The organism is Stenotrophomonas sp. YJH_SMC_131 (assembly GCF_059367975.1).
The window spans coordinates 142,628-157,779 of record NZ_JCAFRJ010000004.1 but is presented as its reverse complement, the minus strand read 5'-3'; the positions used below and the strand labels follow the sequence as shown (position 1 = coordinate 157,779).

Here is a 15,152-nt window from a genome sequence, read left to right as displayed (position 1 = left end):
GTGAGCCGCCCGATTGGCGGCAGCGACCATCTTCCAGATCCGCCGCTAGACGGCGGTGGCACCACCGCCAACGTGATGTCATGCGCAGGCACGCGCTTCCTCATGCATTCTCCACGAAAGCAAATCCATCGGCGGAAGACACGGCATGCCGGTCGTGGTGCTCGAGCCGGGTGTCAACGCAGCGCGGCGTTGGCACGTACAGGTTCAACGCCGCCTCCACGCCGGTGTCACCGCGCGTTTGATCCGCACCGCTAAGGTAGAGCCATCTGCAACAACCCGGTGCTGTCATGCCTCTTCGTGCCATTGCATATGTAAGTGAAGCCACCCGAAACCTGACTGCAGAACGGCTGCAGCAGCTTGTCGCGGACGCGATGCTGTTCAACGAGTCGGTTGATGTGACCGGCGTCCTCCTGTTCGACGGCACGCGCTTCCTGCAATACCTCGAAGGCCCGGAGTCCGGTGTCAGCGCGGCGTACACCCGCATCCTGGCGGCCGGCAGCCACAACGGTCTGGTCGAACTCAACCGGGGCAGGGTGGGGCGGCGTCAGTTCCCGCACTGGCGCATGCACAGCGTGCGCGTGGATGAGCTGGCGCTGGGAAAGATCGCGATCTCCGACTGGACCGGCTTCGTGCGCAGCGCCTCCGCGCTCGCTCCTGGCACCAGTGCGCTTGATCGACTGCAATCGGTGGCGCAGGCGCCGCCAGGCGCCGGCGATGGCCGGTTGCTGGAGCCGGACGGACCGGTAGCACGATGAGCGCAGCCGGCGCCCCGGGCACGCCAGGACATGTACGGATCGGCTGCGCAGGCTGGTCGCTGTCGCGCGCGGCGCAGGCGGCGTTCGGCGCAGGCGACAGCGTACTGCAGCGCTATGCCACCCGCCTGCCGATGGTCGAGATCAATTCCTCGTTCTACCGCCCCCACCAGGCGGCGACCTACGCCCGGTGGGCGGCGAGCGTGCCCGCGGGTTTCCGCTTCGCGGTGAAACTGCCGCGCGTGATCAGCCATGAACGCCGGCTGCGCGACGCGATGCAGCCGCTGGCGCTGTTCCTTGATGGCGTGATCGCGCTGGGGGACCGGCTGGGGCCGCTGCTGCTCCAGCTGCCGCCCAGCCTGGCGTATGAGCCGGCAACCGTAAAGGCATTCCTGCACGGACTGCGCGCACGCACCTCGGTTGATGTCGGCTGCGAACCGCGCCATCCCAGCTGGTTCACTGCGGAGGTCGATACGCTGCTGAGCGACCATGGCATCGCACGGGTCGCGGCTGACCCGGCCCGGGTACCGGCAGCAGCTGTCCCGGGCGGTGACCGCACGTGGAGCTACTGGCGCTGGCACGGGCAGCCGCAGATCTATCGCAGCCCCTACAGCGAACAGGCGCTGGCGGGGCTGGCCCAGCACCTGCAGCGTGAAGCCGCTGCGCAGCGCCGCGCCTGGTGCGTACTGGACAACACCGCGCTGGGCCACGCGACCGGCAACGCCCTGCACCTGCAGGCACTGCTGCAGGAGAACGCGCATGCCTGAGGGCCCGTCCATTGTCCTGCTGCGCGAAGCCGCCAGCCGCTTCAAGGGTCACGTCGTGCGCGGCGTCTCCGGCAACAGCCGCATCGACCTGTCACCGCTGCAGGGACGCAGGGTCAAGGCGGTTCGCAGCTGGGGCAAGCACTTCCTGCTGGAGTTCAGCCACAACACGCTGCGCATCCATCTGATGATGTTCGGCAGCTGGCGCATCGACGAACGGAAGCCAGCTCCTGCACGGGTGTCGCTGGCATTCGACAACGGGGAACTGAATTTCTACGCGTGTTCCGTCCGACTGATCGACCAGCCGTTGGACGACGTCTACGACTGGCGGGCGGACGTGATGAACGACGCCTGGGATCCAAAACTGGCCCGGCGCAAGCTGAAGGCACTGCCGGACACCCTGGTCTGTGATGCGCTTCTGGACCAGACGATCTTCGCGGGCGTCGGCAATATCATCAAGAATGAGGTGCTGTTCCGCATCCGCGTGCATCCGGCCACGCGACTGGGCGACCTGCCACCGCGCAAGCTCACCGCCCTGATCAACCAGGCCCGTGCCTACAGCTTCGACTTCCTGGAATGGAAACGGCGCTTCGAATTGAAGAAGCACTGGCAGGTGCATACGCGAAAGGTGTGCCCGCTCTGCGGTGGCCCCATCAGCAAGCTGTACATGGGTACGACGCGGCGACGCACGTTCTTCTGCCCAAACGATCAGGTGCTCTACCCACCCTGAGGCCGCCTTCCATGGCGGCCGAGGGGCATGCGATTCGACTCAGGCGGCCTGCGCGGCCTTGGCATTGCCGCCGCCCTTGGCCAGCAGGGTCAGCTTCTCATCGGTCGCCTTTTCTTCCTCCAGCGTCTCCAGCAGCAACGGCAGGGCATCCTTGTAGCCCAGCTGCTTGGCCAGCGCGGCGATGGTGCCGTAGGAGGCTATTTCATAATGCTCGACCTTCTGCGCGCCACCGATCAGGGCAGCATCGCGCACCGGCCCCTTGTCGATGCTGTCGATCACCTCCTTGCCTTCCTCGACCAGGCCTTCCATCGCCGCGCACTTGATGCGCTTCAGGCGGATGCCGAGCACCTCGACCACCTGGTCGATGCGCTCGATCTGCCCCTGGGTTTCTTCCAGGTGCGTTTCGAACGCTGCGGCCAGATCCGGATTATCGGCCGCACGGGCCAGGCGCGGAAGCGCCTTGGTCAGCTGCTTCTCGGCGCTGTAGATGTCCGAGAGCTCGTGGATGAACAGATCTTCCGCCGTCTTGATAGCCATGCTGGGCTCCGCTGTGAATGGAGTGCTGAGAGTAGGTCCCGTCCGGTTGCGATCAGGCGGGGAAGGAGTGAAGGCGGCATGTGAATTCCCACGCGGACCCTGCGCGCTGCCTTCACGAAGCAGCGTCTTTCGCGCATCGGCAGGACGCCGTGCCGGCGGCCTTCGCCATGGCTTCACAGTGGCATCGCTCCGTGCCCATGGAATGGCCGGTACGGTCAGTTCACCCCCGATCACGCTGGAGACTCCCATGAGCGATGACAAGAACAACGCCGGCAGCCCGGACCGGGACCGCATCAACGTCAATGAGGATTACGAACTGCGGTACTGGACCACGACGCTGGGCGTGTCCGCCGACGAACTTCGCGCGGCCGTCGCGGCAGTCGGGCCCACGGCGGTTGCTGTCCGGAAGCACCTGGGCAAATAGCGCGGAGCTGGCCATGTCCCTGGTCGAGTATCGCCGCAAGCGTCGTTTTGACCAGACCAAGGAGCCCGAGCCGGGCAAGGCGCTGCCGAAAGGCCAGCGCGCCATTTTCGTGGTGCAGCTGCATCATGCCAGCCGCAGGCACTATGACTTCCGCCTGCAGGTTGGCGATGCGCTGAAGAGCTGGGCGGTGCCCAAAGGCCCCAGTTACGACCCGAAGGTCAAGCGCATGGCGGTGGAAGTGGAAGACCACCCGGTGGACTACGCGGCGTTCGAGGGTGATATTCCCAAGGGCCAGTACGGCGGCGGCCATGTCGCCCAGTTTGACCACGGTGTATGGGCCACGCAGGGCGATCCGGAAGCCCAGCTCGCCAAGGGCCATCTGCGCTTCGAGCTGTTCGGTACCAAGTTGAAAGGCGGCTGGCATCTGGTCCGGTCGGGAAAGCCCGCGCGCCAGCCACAGTGGCTGCTGTTCAAGGACGACGACGGATTTGCCAGCGATATCGAGGCAGACGATCTGCTGGGGGACGTCGCTGAAGCGCCACCGGAGGATCTGAAGCGTGCCGGCGCTGGCAAGGCCGCGAAGAAGCGGCTGACGGCGGTACCTGCCAGACGCGCCCGGCGAAAGAACTGGGCGAAGAAGGCCCTGGCGCTCAGCAAGGCGAAAAGGGCGGCAGCGCCGTCCGGGCCGTTTGAGCCGCAGTTGGCCAAGCTGGGCGAAGCGCCGCCCCAGGGCGGGCAGTGGGTGCATGAGATCAAATGGGACGGGTACCGCATCCTTGCTACGGTGGCTGAGGGCAGCGTGCAGCTGTGGTCACGGAACGCGCTGGAATGGACCGCCAAACTTCCCGAAATACGTGATGCGATCGCGGCCCTGGGCCTGACTTCGGCGGCACTGGACGGCGAGCTGATCGCCGGCGCCGGCACCAAGGAAGACTTCAACCTGCTGCAGGCCACGCTTTCCGGCGAGAAGCAAGGCGTCCTGACGTATGCGCTGTTCGATCTGCTGCATCTTGATGGCGTGGATGTGGCCGATGCGCCCCTGCTTGAGCGCAAGGCCTTGCTGCAATCGGTGCTGGAGGGGCAGGGCAGCCCATTGGCCTTCAGTTCGCATGTGCAGGGAGATGGTGAGGAGGCCTACCGCTTGGCCGGTGAGCAGCACTTCGAGGGCATCATCTCCAAGCGCGCCGATCGCAGCTACCACAGCGGCCGCAGCGAGGACTGGCGCAAGACGAAGCAGCTGGCCAGCGACGAGTTCGCGGTGGTGGGCTACACCGCACCCAAAGGCAGCCGCACCGGCTTTGGTTCGCTGCTGCTGGCCCGGCCAGACGCAACGCATGGCTGGCTCTACGCAGGGCGCGTCGGGTCCGGGTTCTCGGATGAACTGATTGGCGACATCAGCAAGCGCATCAAGGGCGGCGGCAGCCGCAAGCCAACCGCGTACGTGCCCACGCAAGACACCGATCTGCGCGCTGCGACCTGGTTCGAACCGCGTTTCGTGGTGGAGGTCTTCTACCGCGGAATCGGTGGGCAGCAACTGTTGCGCCAGGCGTCGCTGAAGGCGGTGCGGGCGGACAAGGATATCGCCGACCTCGCCGATTCCGATCGCGCCGGAGCGGCCCCGGCCGCTGCGCGGTCGCAAGCGCCCGCGCGGCGTGGGCGCCGGGTGGAAAGGGCGCCGGCAACGGATCGCGCGCCCCCCGTGCTGTCGTCCCCAGGCAAGATCCTGTTTCCCGGCGACGGCTACACCAAGCAGGACGTGTGGGATTACTACGCAGCAGTGATGGAGCACCTCCTGCCCGAGGTGGTGGATCGTCCGCTGTCGATCATCCGCTGCCCCAGTGGCACCGCAAAGCCCTGCTTCTTCCAGAAACACCATACGGCCGGGCTGGCGCTGGTCGATCCGGTAAGGCTGAAGGAGGAAAGCGGCATCAACGCCCATTACCTGGTGGTGCGGGACGCAGCCAGCCTGCTGGAACTGGTGCAGTTCAACGCGTTGGAGTTCCACCCTTGGGGCAGCCACGCCGAGGCGCCCGACAGGGCCGACCGGGTGGTGTTCGATCTGGATCCCGGACCGGATGTGCCCTTTGCCGAAGTCAAGAAAGCGGCAACCGACATCCGGAAACTGCTGGCGCAGCTGGAGCTGGAATCGTTCCTGCGAGTCTCCGGCGGCAAGGGCCTGCACGTGGTCGTGCCGCTCAACCCAGGGTGCGATTGGGACCTGACCAAGCGTTTTGCGAAGGGTTTCGCCGATGCATTGGCACAGTCCGAACCGCAGCGGTTCCTGGCAACCGCCACCAAGAGCCTGCGCAACAAGCGGATCTTCGTCGACTATCTGCGCAATGGGCGCGGTGCAACGGCGGTCGCGTCCTATTCGTTGCGCGCCCGGCCGGGCGCACCGGTGGCACTGCCGATCGCCTGGGGTGATCTGGCGAAACTCAAGCGCGCCGACGCCTTCACGATCAAGGACGTGCCCGCAAAGCTCAGACGTCGCCGCAAGGACCCTTGGGCCGGCATCGCGGAAGTGAAGCAGAATCTCGCCCGATGGGCCCGGGCAGACCCGTAGGCCAGGCCCGTGCTGCGTACCGTCTGTCAGCCCGAACCCAACTGATTCGCAGAATACACAGGGCCGGAACATATCGTCGGCGCGGTTGGCCTATGCTTGCGATACGGAATCTGGGGGGATTCGCTACAGGAGCAGCCAATGCCGATCAGGGCAGTCGCATACATAAGTGAAGCGGGCCCGGCCGTTGCGGGTGATCCTTTGGGCCTGCGCAGCGGGAAGCTGGACGACCTGGTCGATGATGCCTCCCGCTTCAACCGGAATGCCGGCGTTACCGGCGTACTGCTGTTCGATGGCGCCCGTTTCCTGCAGTACATGGAAGGACCCGAAGATGGCTTGAATGTGGCGTACTCGCGGGTACTCGGTGCTACAAGCCACACGGGACTGATCGAACTGCAGCGCGGCAGGGTAGGCAACCGGCGTCTCCCGTTCTGGCCGATGCGCTGGCTGCCGACGCAACCCGAGCAGTTGAAGAGTCTTGCCCGCGCAGACTGGTCAGGGTTCGCCCAGCGGACCGGTGACGATGCGCCAACCGAGACGGCGATGGATGTCCTGGCCAGGTTGGTGGAACCCTATGCCGTCGCGGCGTGATCGATCGGCCTAGCGGTCTCCATACCGCGCCGCCCAGGGGATCTCGCCGCTGCACAAATCGAGGTGCCCGGTGCGCATCACGCAGTACAGGCGGGCATCCGGGTCAGCACTGGCAGCGATGTAGTCCAGCGCCTCGGCGAGCATGCGGATGAACTGCGGCTCGGGATAGAACGCCGCCCAGGTGGGCAGCATTTCCTCCAGTTGCGCGATCATCAGGTCGATTTCCAGGTGCGTGCTCACTGCCTGGCCCTCCATGCAGCCACGTTAGCAACCACGCTGCAAGCAGAGGGTCGCGGTTCGCACAGGCGACGCAGGCATCGTGTCCATGCGGCACTCACCCCGTCTTGATCCTCACCGCGGCACCGCCACGCACGTGAGGATTTCCTGCACGGGCACGCCACCGTCGTTTCACCCGGCAGGGCGTATCAGGGAAGGCTCTCCGATGAATCTGCAAGGATCCTTTTCATGGCCGACCCGTCCCCGCGCGCCAGCTTATGGTCAGCTGACTCCGATCCGCACGGCTTCCGCCCTCTCGCCGGGGCCACGCGCGCGGACGTGCTCGTGGTCGGTGCAGGCATGACCGGCCTGTTGACCGCCGCCCGCTTGGCCGACAGCGGCCTGGATGTGGTGGTGGTGGATGCCGGCCCCATCGGCGGGCGCAACACGGTGATGTCAACCGGCAATCTTTACGCTCCCGTGTCCCGGATGGCAGACCTGATCGCGCGTTGGGGCGGTGACACGGCACGTCGTGTCGTGCAGTGGCGGCAACACGCGCTGCGTTCCATCGAAACACTGGTCCACCGCTACGATCTGCACTGTGGCTTCGAGCGCGTGGCCATGCAGTACGGCGTGCAGGAGCGTTCGCGCGAGGCCACGGCGCAGTTCGAACGCGAGCTGCAGGCCTACCAACGCGTTGGCCTGCATTGCGAGCACCGCCAATCCGGGCTGCCGTTCACCTTGGCCCACGCTTTCCGCGTTCCCGACCAGGCGCAGTTGCATCCGGCGGCGTTCTGCAGGGAACTGGCCCGTCATCTGGTGGGCCGCGTGCGCATCCACGACTGGACCCGGATCACCCGCATCGAGGCTTCAGCCGGAGTGGCGACGGCCCCTGGTGCCCGCATTCATGCCAGGCACTTTGTGCTGGCCACCCACTCGCCAGCAGGATTCAACCTGGTGCAGGCCGAAATGGAGGTGTACCGCGAATACGGCGTAGCGGTACCGGTGGCCAATCCGCCAGCGGCAGGCATTCACTGGATCGCCGACCGGCACCGCTCGCTGCGCGGGGTGCATGGCGCTGATGGCCGCGACTGGCTGGTGCTGGTCGGGGAGACACATCGCACTGGCGAAACCCCGGCGATGGATCCGGCCCAGCATCTGGTCGCCGACGCGCGTCGCAACTTCAGCGTGCAGGGCGAGCCGCTGTGCTGGTCCGCGCAGCAGTTCCGGGCCGCGGATCAGCTGCCCTACATCGGCAGCAGCGCGCACGACAATGTATGGGTCGCTACCGGCTATGGGCCGGACGGATTGACCTGGGCGGGCGTGGCCGCGCGCGCGATCACGGAGGGAATCACGGGAACGACCAGCGAGATCGAGCAGCTGCTCAGCCCCATGCGCTTTACTCCGCTGCGCTCGGCTGCAGGCTGGGCCCGCACCAACGCCACGGTTGCGCGGCACATGGTGGGCGATCGCCTTGAAACCGCGGGGTCGCGCGCTCCCAGCGAGCTGGGCCGCGGGTGCGGTGCGCTGCTGGACGTGGGCGGAGAGCGCACCGCGATCTACCGCGATGATGATGGCCAGCTGCACGCAATGTCGGCGCTGTGCCCGCACCTCAAGTGCGTCGTCCAATGGAATGGCCATGAACGCACATGGGACTGCCCGTGCCACGGCAGCCGCTTTTCCGCCACCGGGGCCCTGCTGGAGGGCCCCGCCAGGCAGGGCCTCACACCGGCGGCGCTGTAGGCCGCCGCCGCAGCGGTGACCTCAGGCTTCGGCGGTTGCATCCGCTTCGCAGGGCATGCAGCGCTCCTTCTTGGACTTGATGTCTGCAGCGGTCTTCGCCAGTGCCTCGTAGCGCTGGCGTATCTCTTCAAGATGGGCCGGCTCCATCGATTCCAGGTTCAGCAGCTCCTGGTTGGCGTCCTTGCTGACCCGGATCAGCTCATCCAGCTTGATGTGCAGCGCAGCGGTGTCAGCGTTCTGGGTATGCTGGATCAGGAATACCATCAGGAACGTCACGATGGTGGTGCCCGTGTTGACCACCAGCTGCCAGGTGTCATTGAAGTGGAAGGCCGGCCCGCTGGCGGCCCAGGCGATGATCACCCCCAGTGCCGCGACGAATGCCCCAAGACTGCCGGACAACCGCGCCGTGGCCGCCGCGACGCGTGCAAAGCCGCGCCGGATCACTGCTCCCCTCCGCCGGCCTCCTCATCCGTTTCGCGGTCTGGCAGTTTGACCCGCTCACCCAGGCGCGCGGCCTGCTCGTCGGGCGTCGGGGCTGCGACGAAGGGCGAGATCGGGTCACTGGCCGGGAACGTCTCCTGCAACGCCTCTTCATGATTGCGATGGTTATGCAGCTTGGCCTGAAGCGGGCTGACCGGATCGGTGCGCTGTGCTTCCGGGTCCGGGTGGGGCAGGTCTTTCTGATCGCGTTGCATGGTGAATCTCCAGGTTGGGTCCCACTGCCGTAGTGGCGGGCCCAGCATAGGAGCCGCACTGTGAGCGGCTGCATCAAGGGTGCGGCAACGTGGCGTCAAGCCTTCAGCCAATGCAGGTTAACAATCAGCCGCGTGGCGCGGTTGGCGTCGGCCACCTGGTGTTCCGACGCTGCACGCAATCACACATCCCCTCACTCCATTCACCCTGCAACAGCGACAATAACCGCCCGTGTGCGCATGCACGTATTCCACTGATTGGCAGCAGGATCGCGAAGATGTCCAACACCCCCTTTGGCGAGTCGTCATGCGCAGCCGCGGCCAGCGGCTGCATCGAGGTCCGCGGCGCACGCGAGCACAACCTGAAGAACGTCGACGTCTCCATTCCACGCAATGCGCTGGTGGTGTTCTCCGGGGTATCGGGTTCGGGCAAATCCTCGCTGGCGTTCGGCACGGTCTTCGCCGAGGCCCAGCGGCGCTACTTCGAATCCGTCGCACCGTATGCGCGCCGCCTGATCGACCAGGCGGGCGTGCCCGACGTGGATGCCATCGACGGCCTGCCGCCGGCGGTGGCCCTGCAGCAGCAGCGCGGTGCCAGCAACGCACGTTCATCGGTGGGCAGCGTGACCACGCTGTCCAGCCTGGTACGCATGATGTATTCGCGTGCAGGCGCGTACCCGGCCCACCAGCCCATGCTGTACGCCGAGGACTTCTCGCCCAATACGCCGCAGGGGGCCTGCAGCACCTGCCATGGGCTGGGCCACGTCTACGAAGTGACCGAAGCGCTGATGGTGCCGGACCCGTCGCTGAGCATCCGCGAGCGCGCCATCGCCTCCTGGCCGCCGGCCTGGCATGGCCAGAACCTGCGCGACATCCTGGTCACCCTGGGCTACGACATCGACGTGCCGTGGAAGAAGCTGCCGAAGAAGGACCGGGAGTGGATCCTGTTCACCGAGGACACGCCGACCGTGCCCGTCTATGCCGGCTTCACGCCTGCCGAGACGCGTGCCGCACTCAAGCGCAAGCTGGAGCCCAGTTACATGGGCACCTACACCGGCGCCCGTCGCTACGTGCTGCACACCTTCGCCAACACTCAGAGCGCGCTGATGCGCAAGCGTGTCTCGCGCTACATGGAAGGCAAGCTGTGCCCCGCCTGCCAGGGCAAGCGACTGAAGCCCGAAGCGCTTTCGGTCACCTTTGCCGGTGTGGACATCGGTGAATTCATGCGGCTGCCGCTGGATCAACTGGCCGGGCTGCTCGAGCCCATCGCGCAGGGCGACTTCAGTGCACACAGCCACGGCGCACGCACCCGCAGGAGTGCGACGCCCCGCGATCGCGCCAAGCGCGCAGCCACTGGCCGTGCGACCCACGAGGGCGCGCCCGATGTGCGGCTGACCTCGGCCCTGTCGGAGGAAAAACGCCTGGCCGCGCAGCGACTGGCGGGTGGGGTCATGGCGCGGGTACGGCAGCTGCGCGAGCTGGGCCTGGGGTATCTCTCGCTGGATCGCGCCACGCCCACCCTGTCGGCCGGCGAACTGCAGCGCCTGCGGCTGGCCACACAGCTCAGCTCGTTGCTGTTTGGTGTGCTGTACGTGCTCGATGAGCCCTCGGCCGGCCTGCATCCGGCCGACAGCCAAGCGCTGTACGACGCGCTGGACCGGCTGCGCGATGGCGGCAACTCGGTGTTCGTCGTTGAACACGATCTGGAGCTGATGCGACGTGCACAGTGGCTGGTGGACGTGGGACCGCAAGCGGGCGAGCACGGCGGGCGCGTTCTCTACAGTGGCGAGCCCGACGGCCTGCGCCGCATCGAGGACTCGCGCACCGCGCGGTACCTGTTCGACCAGGTGCCTGCGCCTGCCAGCCGGCAACGCAGCGCCGACCGCTGGCTGGAGCTGAAGGGCATCCACCGCCACAACCTGCAGGGCGTGGACGCGCAGCTGCCGCTGGGAGTGCTGACCGCAGTGACCGGCATTTCCGGATCGGGCAAGTCCAGCCTGATGGCGCAGGCGCTGCCCGAGCTGATGCTGCTGCACCTGGGGCACGAGCCCGTGGACGACAGCGCCGACAGTACGCCCGAGGACGGGCCAACCGTGATCGAAGCGACGCGGGGCCAGCTTGCCGGAGCCGTGGATGCCATCCAGCGCGTGGTGCAGGTGGACCAGAAACCGATCGGCCGCACGCCACGCTCCAACCTGGCCACCTATACCGGCCTGTTCGATCACGTCCGCAAGCTGTTCGCCGCGACCCCCGACGCGCGACGCCGCCGCTTCGATGCAGGTCGCTTCTCGTTCAACGTAGCCAAGGGCCGGTGCGAGACCTGCGAAGGCGAGGGTTTCGTATGCGTCGAACTGCTGTTCATGCCCAGTGTCTATGCGCCATGCCCCGCCTGCCATGGCGCCCGCTACAACGAGGCCACGCTGAAGGTGTTGTGGAACGGCCGCAACATTGCCGAAGTCCTGCAGATGACGGTCGACCAGGCACAGGCATTTTTCGCCGGTGAGGAAGCCATCGCGCGGCCGCTGCAGCTGCTGCAGGAGATCGGCCTGGGCTATCTCAGGCTCGGCCAGCCGGCCACGGAGCTTTCAGGGGGCGAGGCGCAACGCATCAAGCTGGCGACCGAGCTGCAGCGCAGCCAACGCGGCCGCACGCTCTATGTACTGGACGAACCCACCACCGGCCTGCATGCGTTGGACGCAGACAGGCTGCTGGTGCAGTTGCAGCGGCTGGTGGACGCGGGAAACACCGTGGTGATGATCGAGCACGACATGCGTTCTGTCGCACAGGCCGACTGGGTGATTGACGTCGGCCCGGGCGCAGGCGGCGCAGGTGGAACCATCGTGGCGAAGGGTACGCCACGCCAGGTGGCCCGCGCCAAGGACAGCAGGACGGCGCCGTTCCTTGCCAGGGAACTGGCGCTGTAGCGACGTCATCCCCGGCTATCGCACTCCACCACGCCGGGCAGCTGCAAGCCGTTCGCCGATCAGGCGCCGCTCACATAGCGCGGCGCCGGCTGCGCGAGCGAAAGGCCCGGTGCCATCGCCTTGCGTGCGTGCTCGAAGGCGTCCCACTCAGCGATGTCCGGAAGCGCGGGAATGGTCACAAGCTCACCCTGCGCCAGCCCGGCCAGGGACGCATCCACCATGTCTTCGGCGCTCATCACGATGCCCTGTGGCAGGTGCTCCACCGGCAGGCCGGAAAGGTGCCAGAAGTCCGTCGCGGTGGCACCCGGCAGGACGACCTGGACGCGCACGCCCTTGTCGGCCAGCTCATGGTGGAGCGACTGCGAGAACGCCAGCACGAACGCCTTGCTTCCCGCGTAGACCCCGTTGAGCAGCTCCGGTGCCAGCGCGACGATGGAGGCGATGTTGATGATCGTGCCCCGGCCACGTGCCACAAACACCGGCGCTGCGGCGTAGGCCAGGCGCATCGCGGCGTTCACGTTGAGCGTGATCATGCGCTCCATCTCGCCGATATCCGACTGCAGCAGGGGCGCCGTAGCGCCGATACCGGCATTGTTGACCAGCACCTGGATATCCGCTCGGCCTTGAATGACCTTTTCAACTTCGGCACGCCCGTCGGAGGTGGTCAGGTCCGCGGCGACGATGTCCACCGTGCGGCCGGTGCTGCGGGCCAGCGCTTCGGCCAGTTGGCGCAGGCGGTCGGCGCGTCGCGCGACCAGGATCAGGTCATGGCCGGCGTGGGCCAGGCGATCGGCATAGATCGCCCCGATGCCGGACGATGCGCCAGTGATGAGTGCGGTGCCGTGATGGGTAGGGTCGTTCACAGAGGTCAGTCCGAACCGGCGAACGTCGCCGGGGTCAGGGGAAATCTAGGCCGGCTTGTACGTGTCGTAAATGTCGTATATACCTCGTTTACGGCCACCCCTGAAAAACCGTCATGCCCAGTGTTGGATTTGTCCTGCCCGCCGGATTCCAGACCATGGCGATCGCCGCGGCGTCCGCCTTCGAACTGGCCAATGCCACCGAAGACGCGCGCCTTTACGATCTGCACATGCTGTCCGAACAGGGCGGGCTGGTGCCCAGCTCGCTTGGCATGGCCATGCAGACAGCGCCGCTTGCGCAGCAGCCGCTGGATACCATGATCGTGGCCGGCCTGCTGGAGCCAGCCCCGTCCAGCGGCGCGCTGATCGATCCGATCCGTCACGCGGCCGCACGCACGCGCAGGACCGCGTCGGTGTGCACCGGCGCGTTCCTTCTCGGCGAAGCGGGGTTGCTGGACGGGCGCCGCGCCACTACGCACTGGTTCCACGCACGTGCGCTCAGGCAGCGCTTTCCCGCCGCGCAGGTGGAGGAGGATCGCATCTTCATCACCGATGGCCCGATCTGGACCTCCGCCGGCATGAGCGCGGGGCTGGACCTGGCGCTTGGCATGATCGAGCAGGACTTCGGTGCGGATCTGTGCAGGGCGGTGGCCCGGAAGCTGGTGATCTACCATCGGCGCGGAGGCGGGCAGTCCCAGCATTCGGTGCTGCTCGAGCTGGATGCCCGGTCTGATCGCATCCAGAACGCGCTGACCTTTGCACGCCGCAATCTGCGCGCCACCTTGTCGGTTGAAGAACTGGCGCAGGCCGCGCATCTGAGCACCCGCCAGTTCAGTCGCGCGTTCCGCGAGGAAACCGGGCAATCCCCCGCCAAGGCAGTGGAGGGCCTGCGGGTGGAGGCCGCTCGCGTGTTGATCGAGCAGAGCCGCTACACGATGGATGAAGTGGCGACTGAAACGGGCTTCGGTGATACCGAACGCATGCGACGTGCCTTCCTGCGCGCCTTCGGCCAGCCGCCGCAATCGCTGCGGCGCAACGCACGGGGCGGGGCGGACTGAGTGTTCATGGCTGAATTCATGGGATGATGCACCACTGCGCCCGACTGCCACTACATGCACACACTGACCGATCCCCACCTGCTGAATGACATCGCTGAGATCGGCCGTATTGAAGCGGTGCCGCGCATCCTTGAAACCGTCGCCCATATCACAGGCTCAAGATTCACCGCGATTGCCCGGGTGACAGAAACCACGTGGACCGCCTGCGCCACCCTGGACACCCTGGGGTTCGGGCTCGTTCCGGGCGGGCAGCTGGTCCTCGAAACCACCCTCTGTGACGAGATCAGGCAGTCATCGACCTCCGTGGTGTTCGCGCACGCCAGTGCACATCCGCTGTATTCCAAACACCATACGCCCAGGATCTATGGGCTGGAGAGTTACGCCTCCGTGCCGATCCATCGGCCGGATGGCAGTTTCTTCGGCACCCTGTGTGCCATTGATTCGTCGCCGGGCAACTTCGATGAGGCGCATGTCCAACGATCCATGGAGCTGCTTGCCGACCTCGTTGGCAACTACCTCGACAAAGAGGATCAGCTGCTGGAGGCAGAGACAGCCCTTTCAACGGCACAGCGTGTTTCCGATCTGCGCGATCAGTTCATCGCGGTGCTGGGCCATGACCTCCGCAGCCCGCTGCAGGCCATCAGCGTGGCCGCCGATTCACTGGAACGTGAGGCAACTTCCGAGCGCCAGCAGCGGATGCTCGCGCACATCGCCGCCGGCGTCACCCGGATGGATGGCCTCATCGGTGATGTGCTTGATTTCGCCAGGGGGCGGCTGGGAGGAGGCATTCCGGTCTCGCTCCAGGAAAGCCACACCTTGCAGGCGGCGCTTGAACAGGTTGCAGAAGAAGTGGCGATCGCTACCGGTCGGCAGGACATCAACGTCCAGATGCGGATCGAAGGTGGCGTGGTCTGCGACACCGGCAGGCTGTCGCAGCTGCTGGCCAACCTGCTGACCAACGCAGCCCAGCACGGCGAGCGCTCCGCCCCAGTCACGCTGAGGGTTCAGGCCGCATCCCATCGCCTCACGCTGGATGTGCATAACGCCGGCTGCATTGCGCCTGAGCGGCTGGGGACGATTTTCAGCCCGTTTTCGCGTGAGCAGGGCGAGCTGCCCAGGCCAGGGCTTGGCCTGGGCATCTACATTGCATCGGAAATTGCCAAGTCCCACGGCGGCACACTGGACGTGCAGTCGAGTGAGAGCGACGGCACCGTGTTCACATTCCAGATGCCGACCGCGGCGCGTCCATGAAGGTGGGCGCCAGGCAACAGAAGGGCTCCGGCACCGCGCCGGAGCCCTGG

At 66.3% G+C, this 15,152-nt stretch carries 15 protein-coding genes; 10 read left to right on the top strand and 5 right to left on the bottom strand.

The genetic code is table 11. The annotated features are described in order from the left end of the window. Positions 1–287: 287 nt before the first annotated feature. The 3 genes from AC5P56_RS10325 to AC5P56_RS10315 are packed head-to-tail and all read left to right on the top strand — an operon-like array spanning position 288 to position 2,246. The gene (locus AC5P56_RS10325) at positions 288–755 is read left to right on the top strand and encodes a BLUF domain-containing protein (RefSeq protein ID WP_014647173.1); all 468 of its coding nucleotides are present in this window, start codon (positions 288–290) and stop codon (positions 753–755) included. Further along, positions 752–1,519 carry a DUF72 domain-containing protein gene (locus AC5P56_RS10320; RefSeq protein WP_495231611.1) on the top strand — a complete coding sequence of 256 codons (768 nt, stop codon included), beginning with the start codon at positions 752–754 and terminating at the stop codon, positions 1,517–1,519. Before AC5P56_RS10325 ends, AC5P56_RS10320 begins: the two co-directional genes overlap by 4 nt. After that, a complete protein-coding gene (locus AC5P56_RS10315) occupies positions 1,512–2,246 on the top strand; it encodes a DNA-formamidopyrimidine glycosylase family protein (RefSeq protein ID WP_495231610.1) in 735 nt (244 codons plus the stop codon). Before AC5P56_RS10320 ends, AC5P56_RS10315 begins: the two co-directional genes overlap by 8 nt. Before the next feature lie 39 nt (positions 2,247–2,285). Here AC5P56_RS10315 and AC5P56_RS10310 read toward each other — a convergent pair whose 3' ends face one another. Continuing rightward, on the bottom strand, positions 2,286–2,783 hold the full coding sequence (locus AC5P56_RS10310; protein ID WP_180834663.1) for a YciE/YciF ferroxidase family protein: 498 nt from the start codon (positions 2,781–2,783) through the stop codon (positions 2,286–2,288). A 247-nt stretch (positions 2,784–3,030) separates the two neighbouring features. Here AC5P56_RS10310 and AC5P56_RS10305 point away from each other — a divergent pair, with 247 nt between their 5' ends. The 3 genes from AC5P56_RS10305 (at position 3,031) to AC5P56_RS10295 (ending at position 6,358) form a co-directional block, all read left to right on the top strand. Then, positions 3,031–3,207: a DUF3606 domain-containing protein gene (locus tag AC5P56_RS10305; RefSeq protein WP_014647169.1), complete on the top strand. Its 177-nt coding sequence runs from the start codon at positions 3,031–3,033 to the stop codon at positions 3,205–3,207. A gap of 13 nt (positions 3,208–3,220) precedes the next feature. Beyond that, positions 3,221–5,770, top strand: coding sequence for a DNA ligase D (ligD, locus tag AC5P56_RS10300; protein WP_495231609.1), 2,550 nt, complete (start codon positions 3,221–3,223; stop codon positions 5,768–5,770). Positions 5,771–5,908: 138 nt separating this feature from the next. After that, positions 5,909–6,358, top strand: coding sequence for a BLUF domain-containing protein (locus AC5P56_RS10295; protein WP_126412216.1), 450 nt, complete (start codon positions 5,909–5,911; stop codon positions 6,356–6,358). A gap of 9 nt (positions 6,359–6,367) precedes the next feature. On the opposite strand, the gene AC5P56_RS10290 is transcribed toward AC5P56_RS10295, so the two are convergent. Next, entirely contained in the window at positions 6,368–6,598 is a 231-nt protein-coding gene (locus AC5P56_RS10290; protein WP_241886836.1) for a hypothetical protein, read from the bottom strand. Positions 6,599–6,823: 225 nt separating this feature from the next. Between AC5P56_RS10290 and AC5P56_RS10285 the strand changes: the two genes are divergently transcribed. Further along, on the top strand, positions 6,824–8,317 hold the full coding sequence (locus tag AC5P56_RS10285; protein ID WP_495231608.1) for an FAD-dependent oxidoreductase: 1,494 nt from the start codon (positions 6,824–6,826) through the stop codon (positions 8,315–8,317). A gap of 21 nt (positions 8,318–8,338) precedes the next feature. Here the strand turns inward: AC5P56_RS10285 and AC5P56_RS10280 are convergent, their stop codons facing one another. Next, positions 8,339–8,761: a low affinity iron permease family protein gene (locus AC5P56_RS10280; RefSeq protein ID WP_014647164.1), complete on the bottom strand. Its 423-nt coding sequence runs from the start codon at positions 8,759–8,761 to the stop codon at positions 8,339–8,341. Beyond that, positions 8,758–9,012 carry a hypothetical protein gene (locus tag AC5P56_RS10275; protein ID WP_014647163.1) on the bottom strand — a complete coding sequence of 85 codons (255 nt, stop codon included), beginning with the start codon at positions 9,010–9,012 and terminating at the stop codon, positions 8,758–8,760. Before AC5P56_RS10275 ends, AC5P56_RS10280 begins: the two co-directional genes overlap by 4 nt. A gap of 275 nt (positions 9,013–9,287) precedes the next feature. On the opposite strand from AC5P56_RS10275, the gene AC5P56_RS10270 reads away from it, so the two are divergent. Continuing rightward, a complete protein-coding gene (locus tag AC5P56_RS10270; protein ID WP_495231607.1) occupies positions 9,288–11,933 on the top strand; it encodes an excinuclease ABC subunit UvrA in 2,646 nt (881 codons plus the stop codon). A 59-nt stretch (positions 11,934–11,992) separates the two neighbouring features. On the opposite strand, the gene AC5P56_RS10265 is transcribed toward AC5P56_RS10270, so the two are convergent. Next, positions 11,993–12,796 (bottom strand): SDR family NAD(P)-dependent oxidoreductase, encoded by an 804-nt coding sequence (locus AC5P56_RS10265; protein WP_227863779.1) that lies wholly within the window; start codon positions 12,794–12,796, stop codon positions 11,993–11,995. 155 nt (positions 12,797–12,951) lie between these two features. Between AC5P56_RS10265 and AC5P56_RS10260 the strand changes: the two genes are divergently transcribed. Continuing rightward, positions 12,952–13,851: a GlxA family transcriptional regulator gene (locus AC5P56_RS10260; RefSeq protein WP_495231606.1), complete on the top strand. Its 900-nt coding sequence runs from the start codon at positions 12,952–12,954 to the stop codon at positions 13,849–13,851. A 54-nt stretch (positions 13,852–13,905) separates the two neighbouring features. Continuing rightward, a complete protein-coding gene (locus AC5P56_RS10255; RefSeq protein ID WP_134808863.1) occupies positions 13,906–15,102 on the top strand; it encodes a GAF domain-containing sensor histidine kinase in 1,197 nt (398 codons plus the stop codon). The last annotated feature ends 50 nt before the right edge of the window (positions 15,103–15,152 follow it).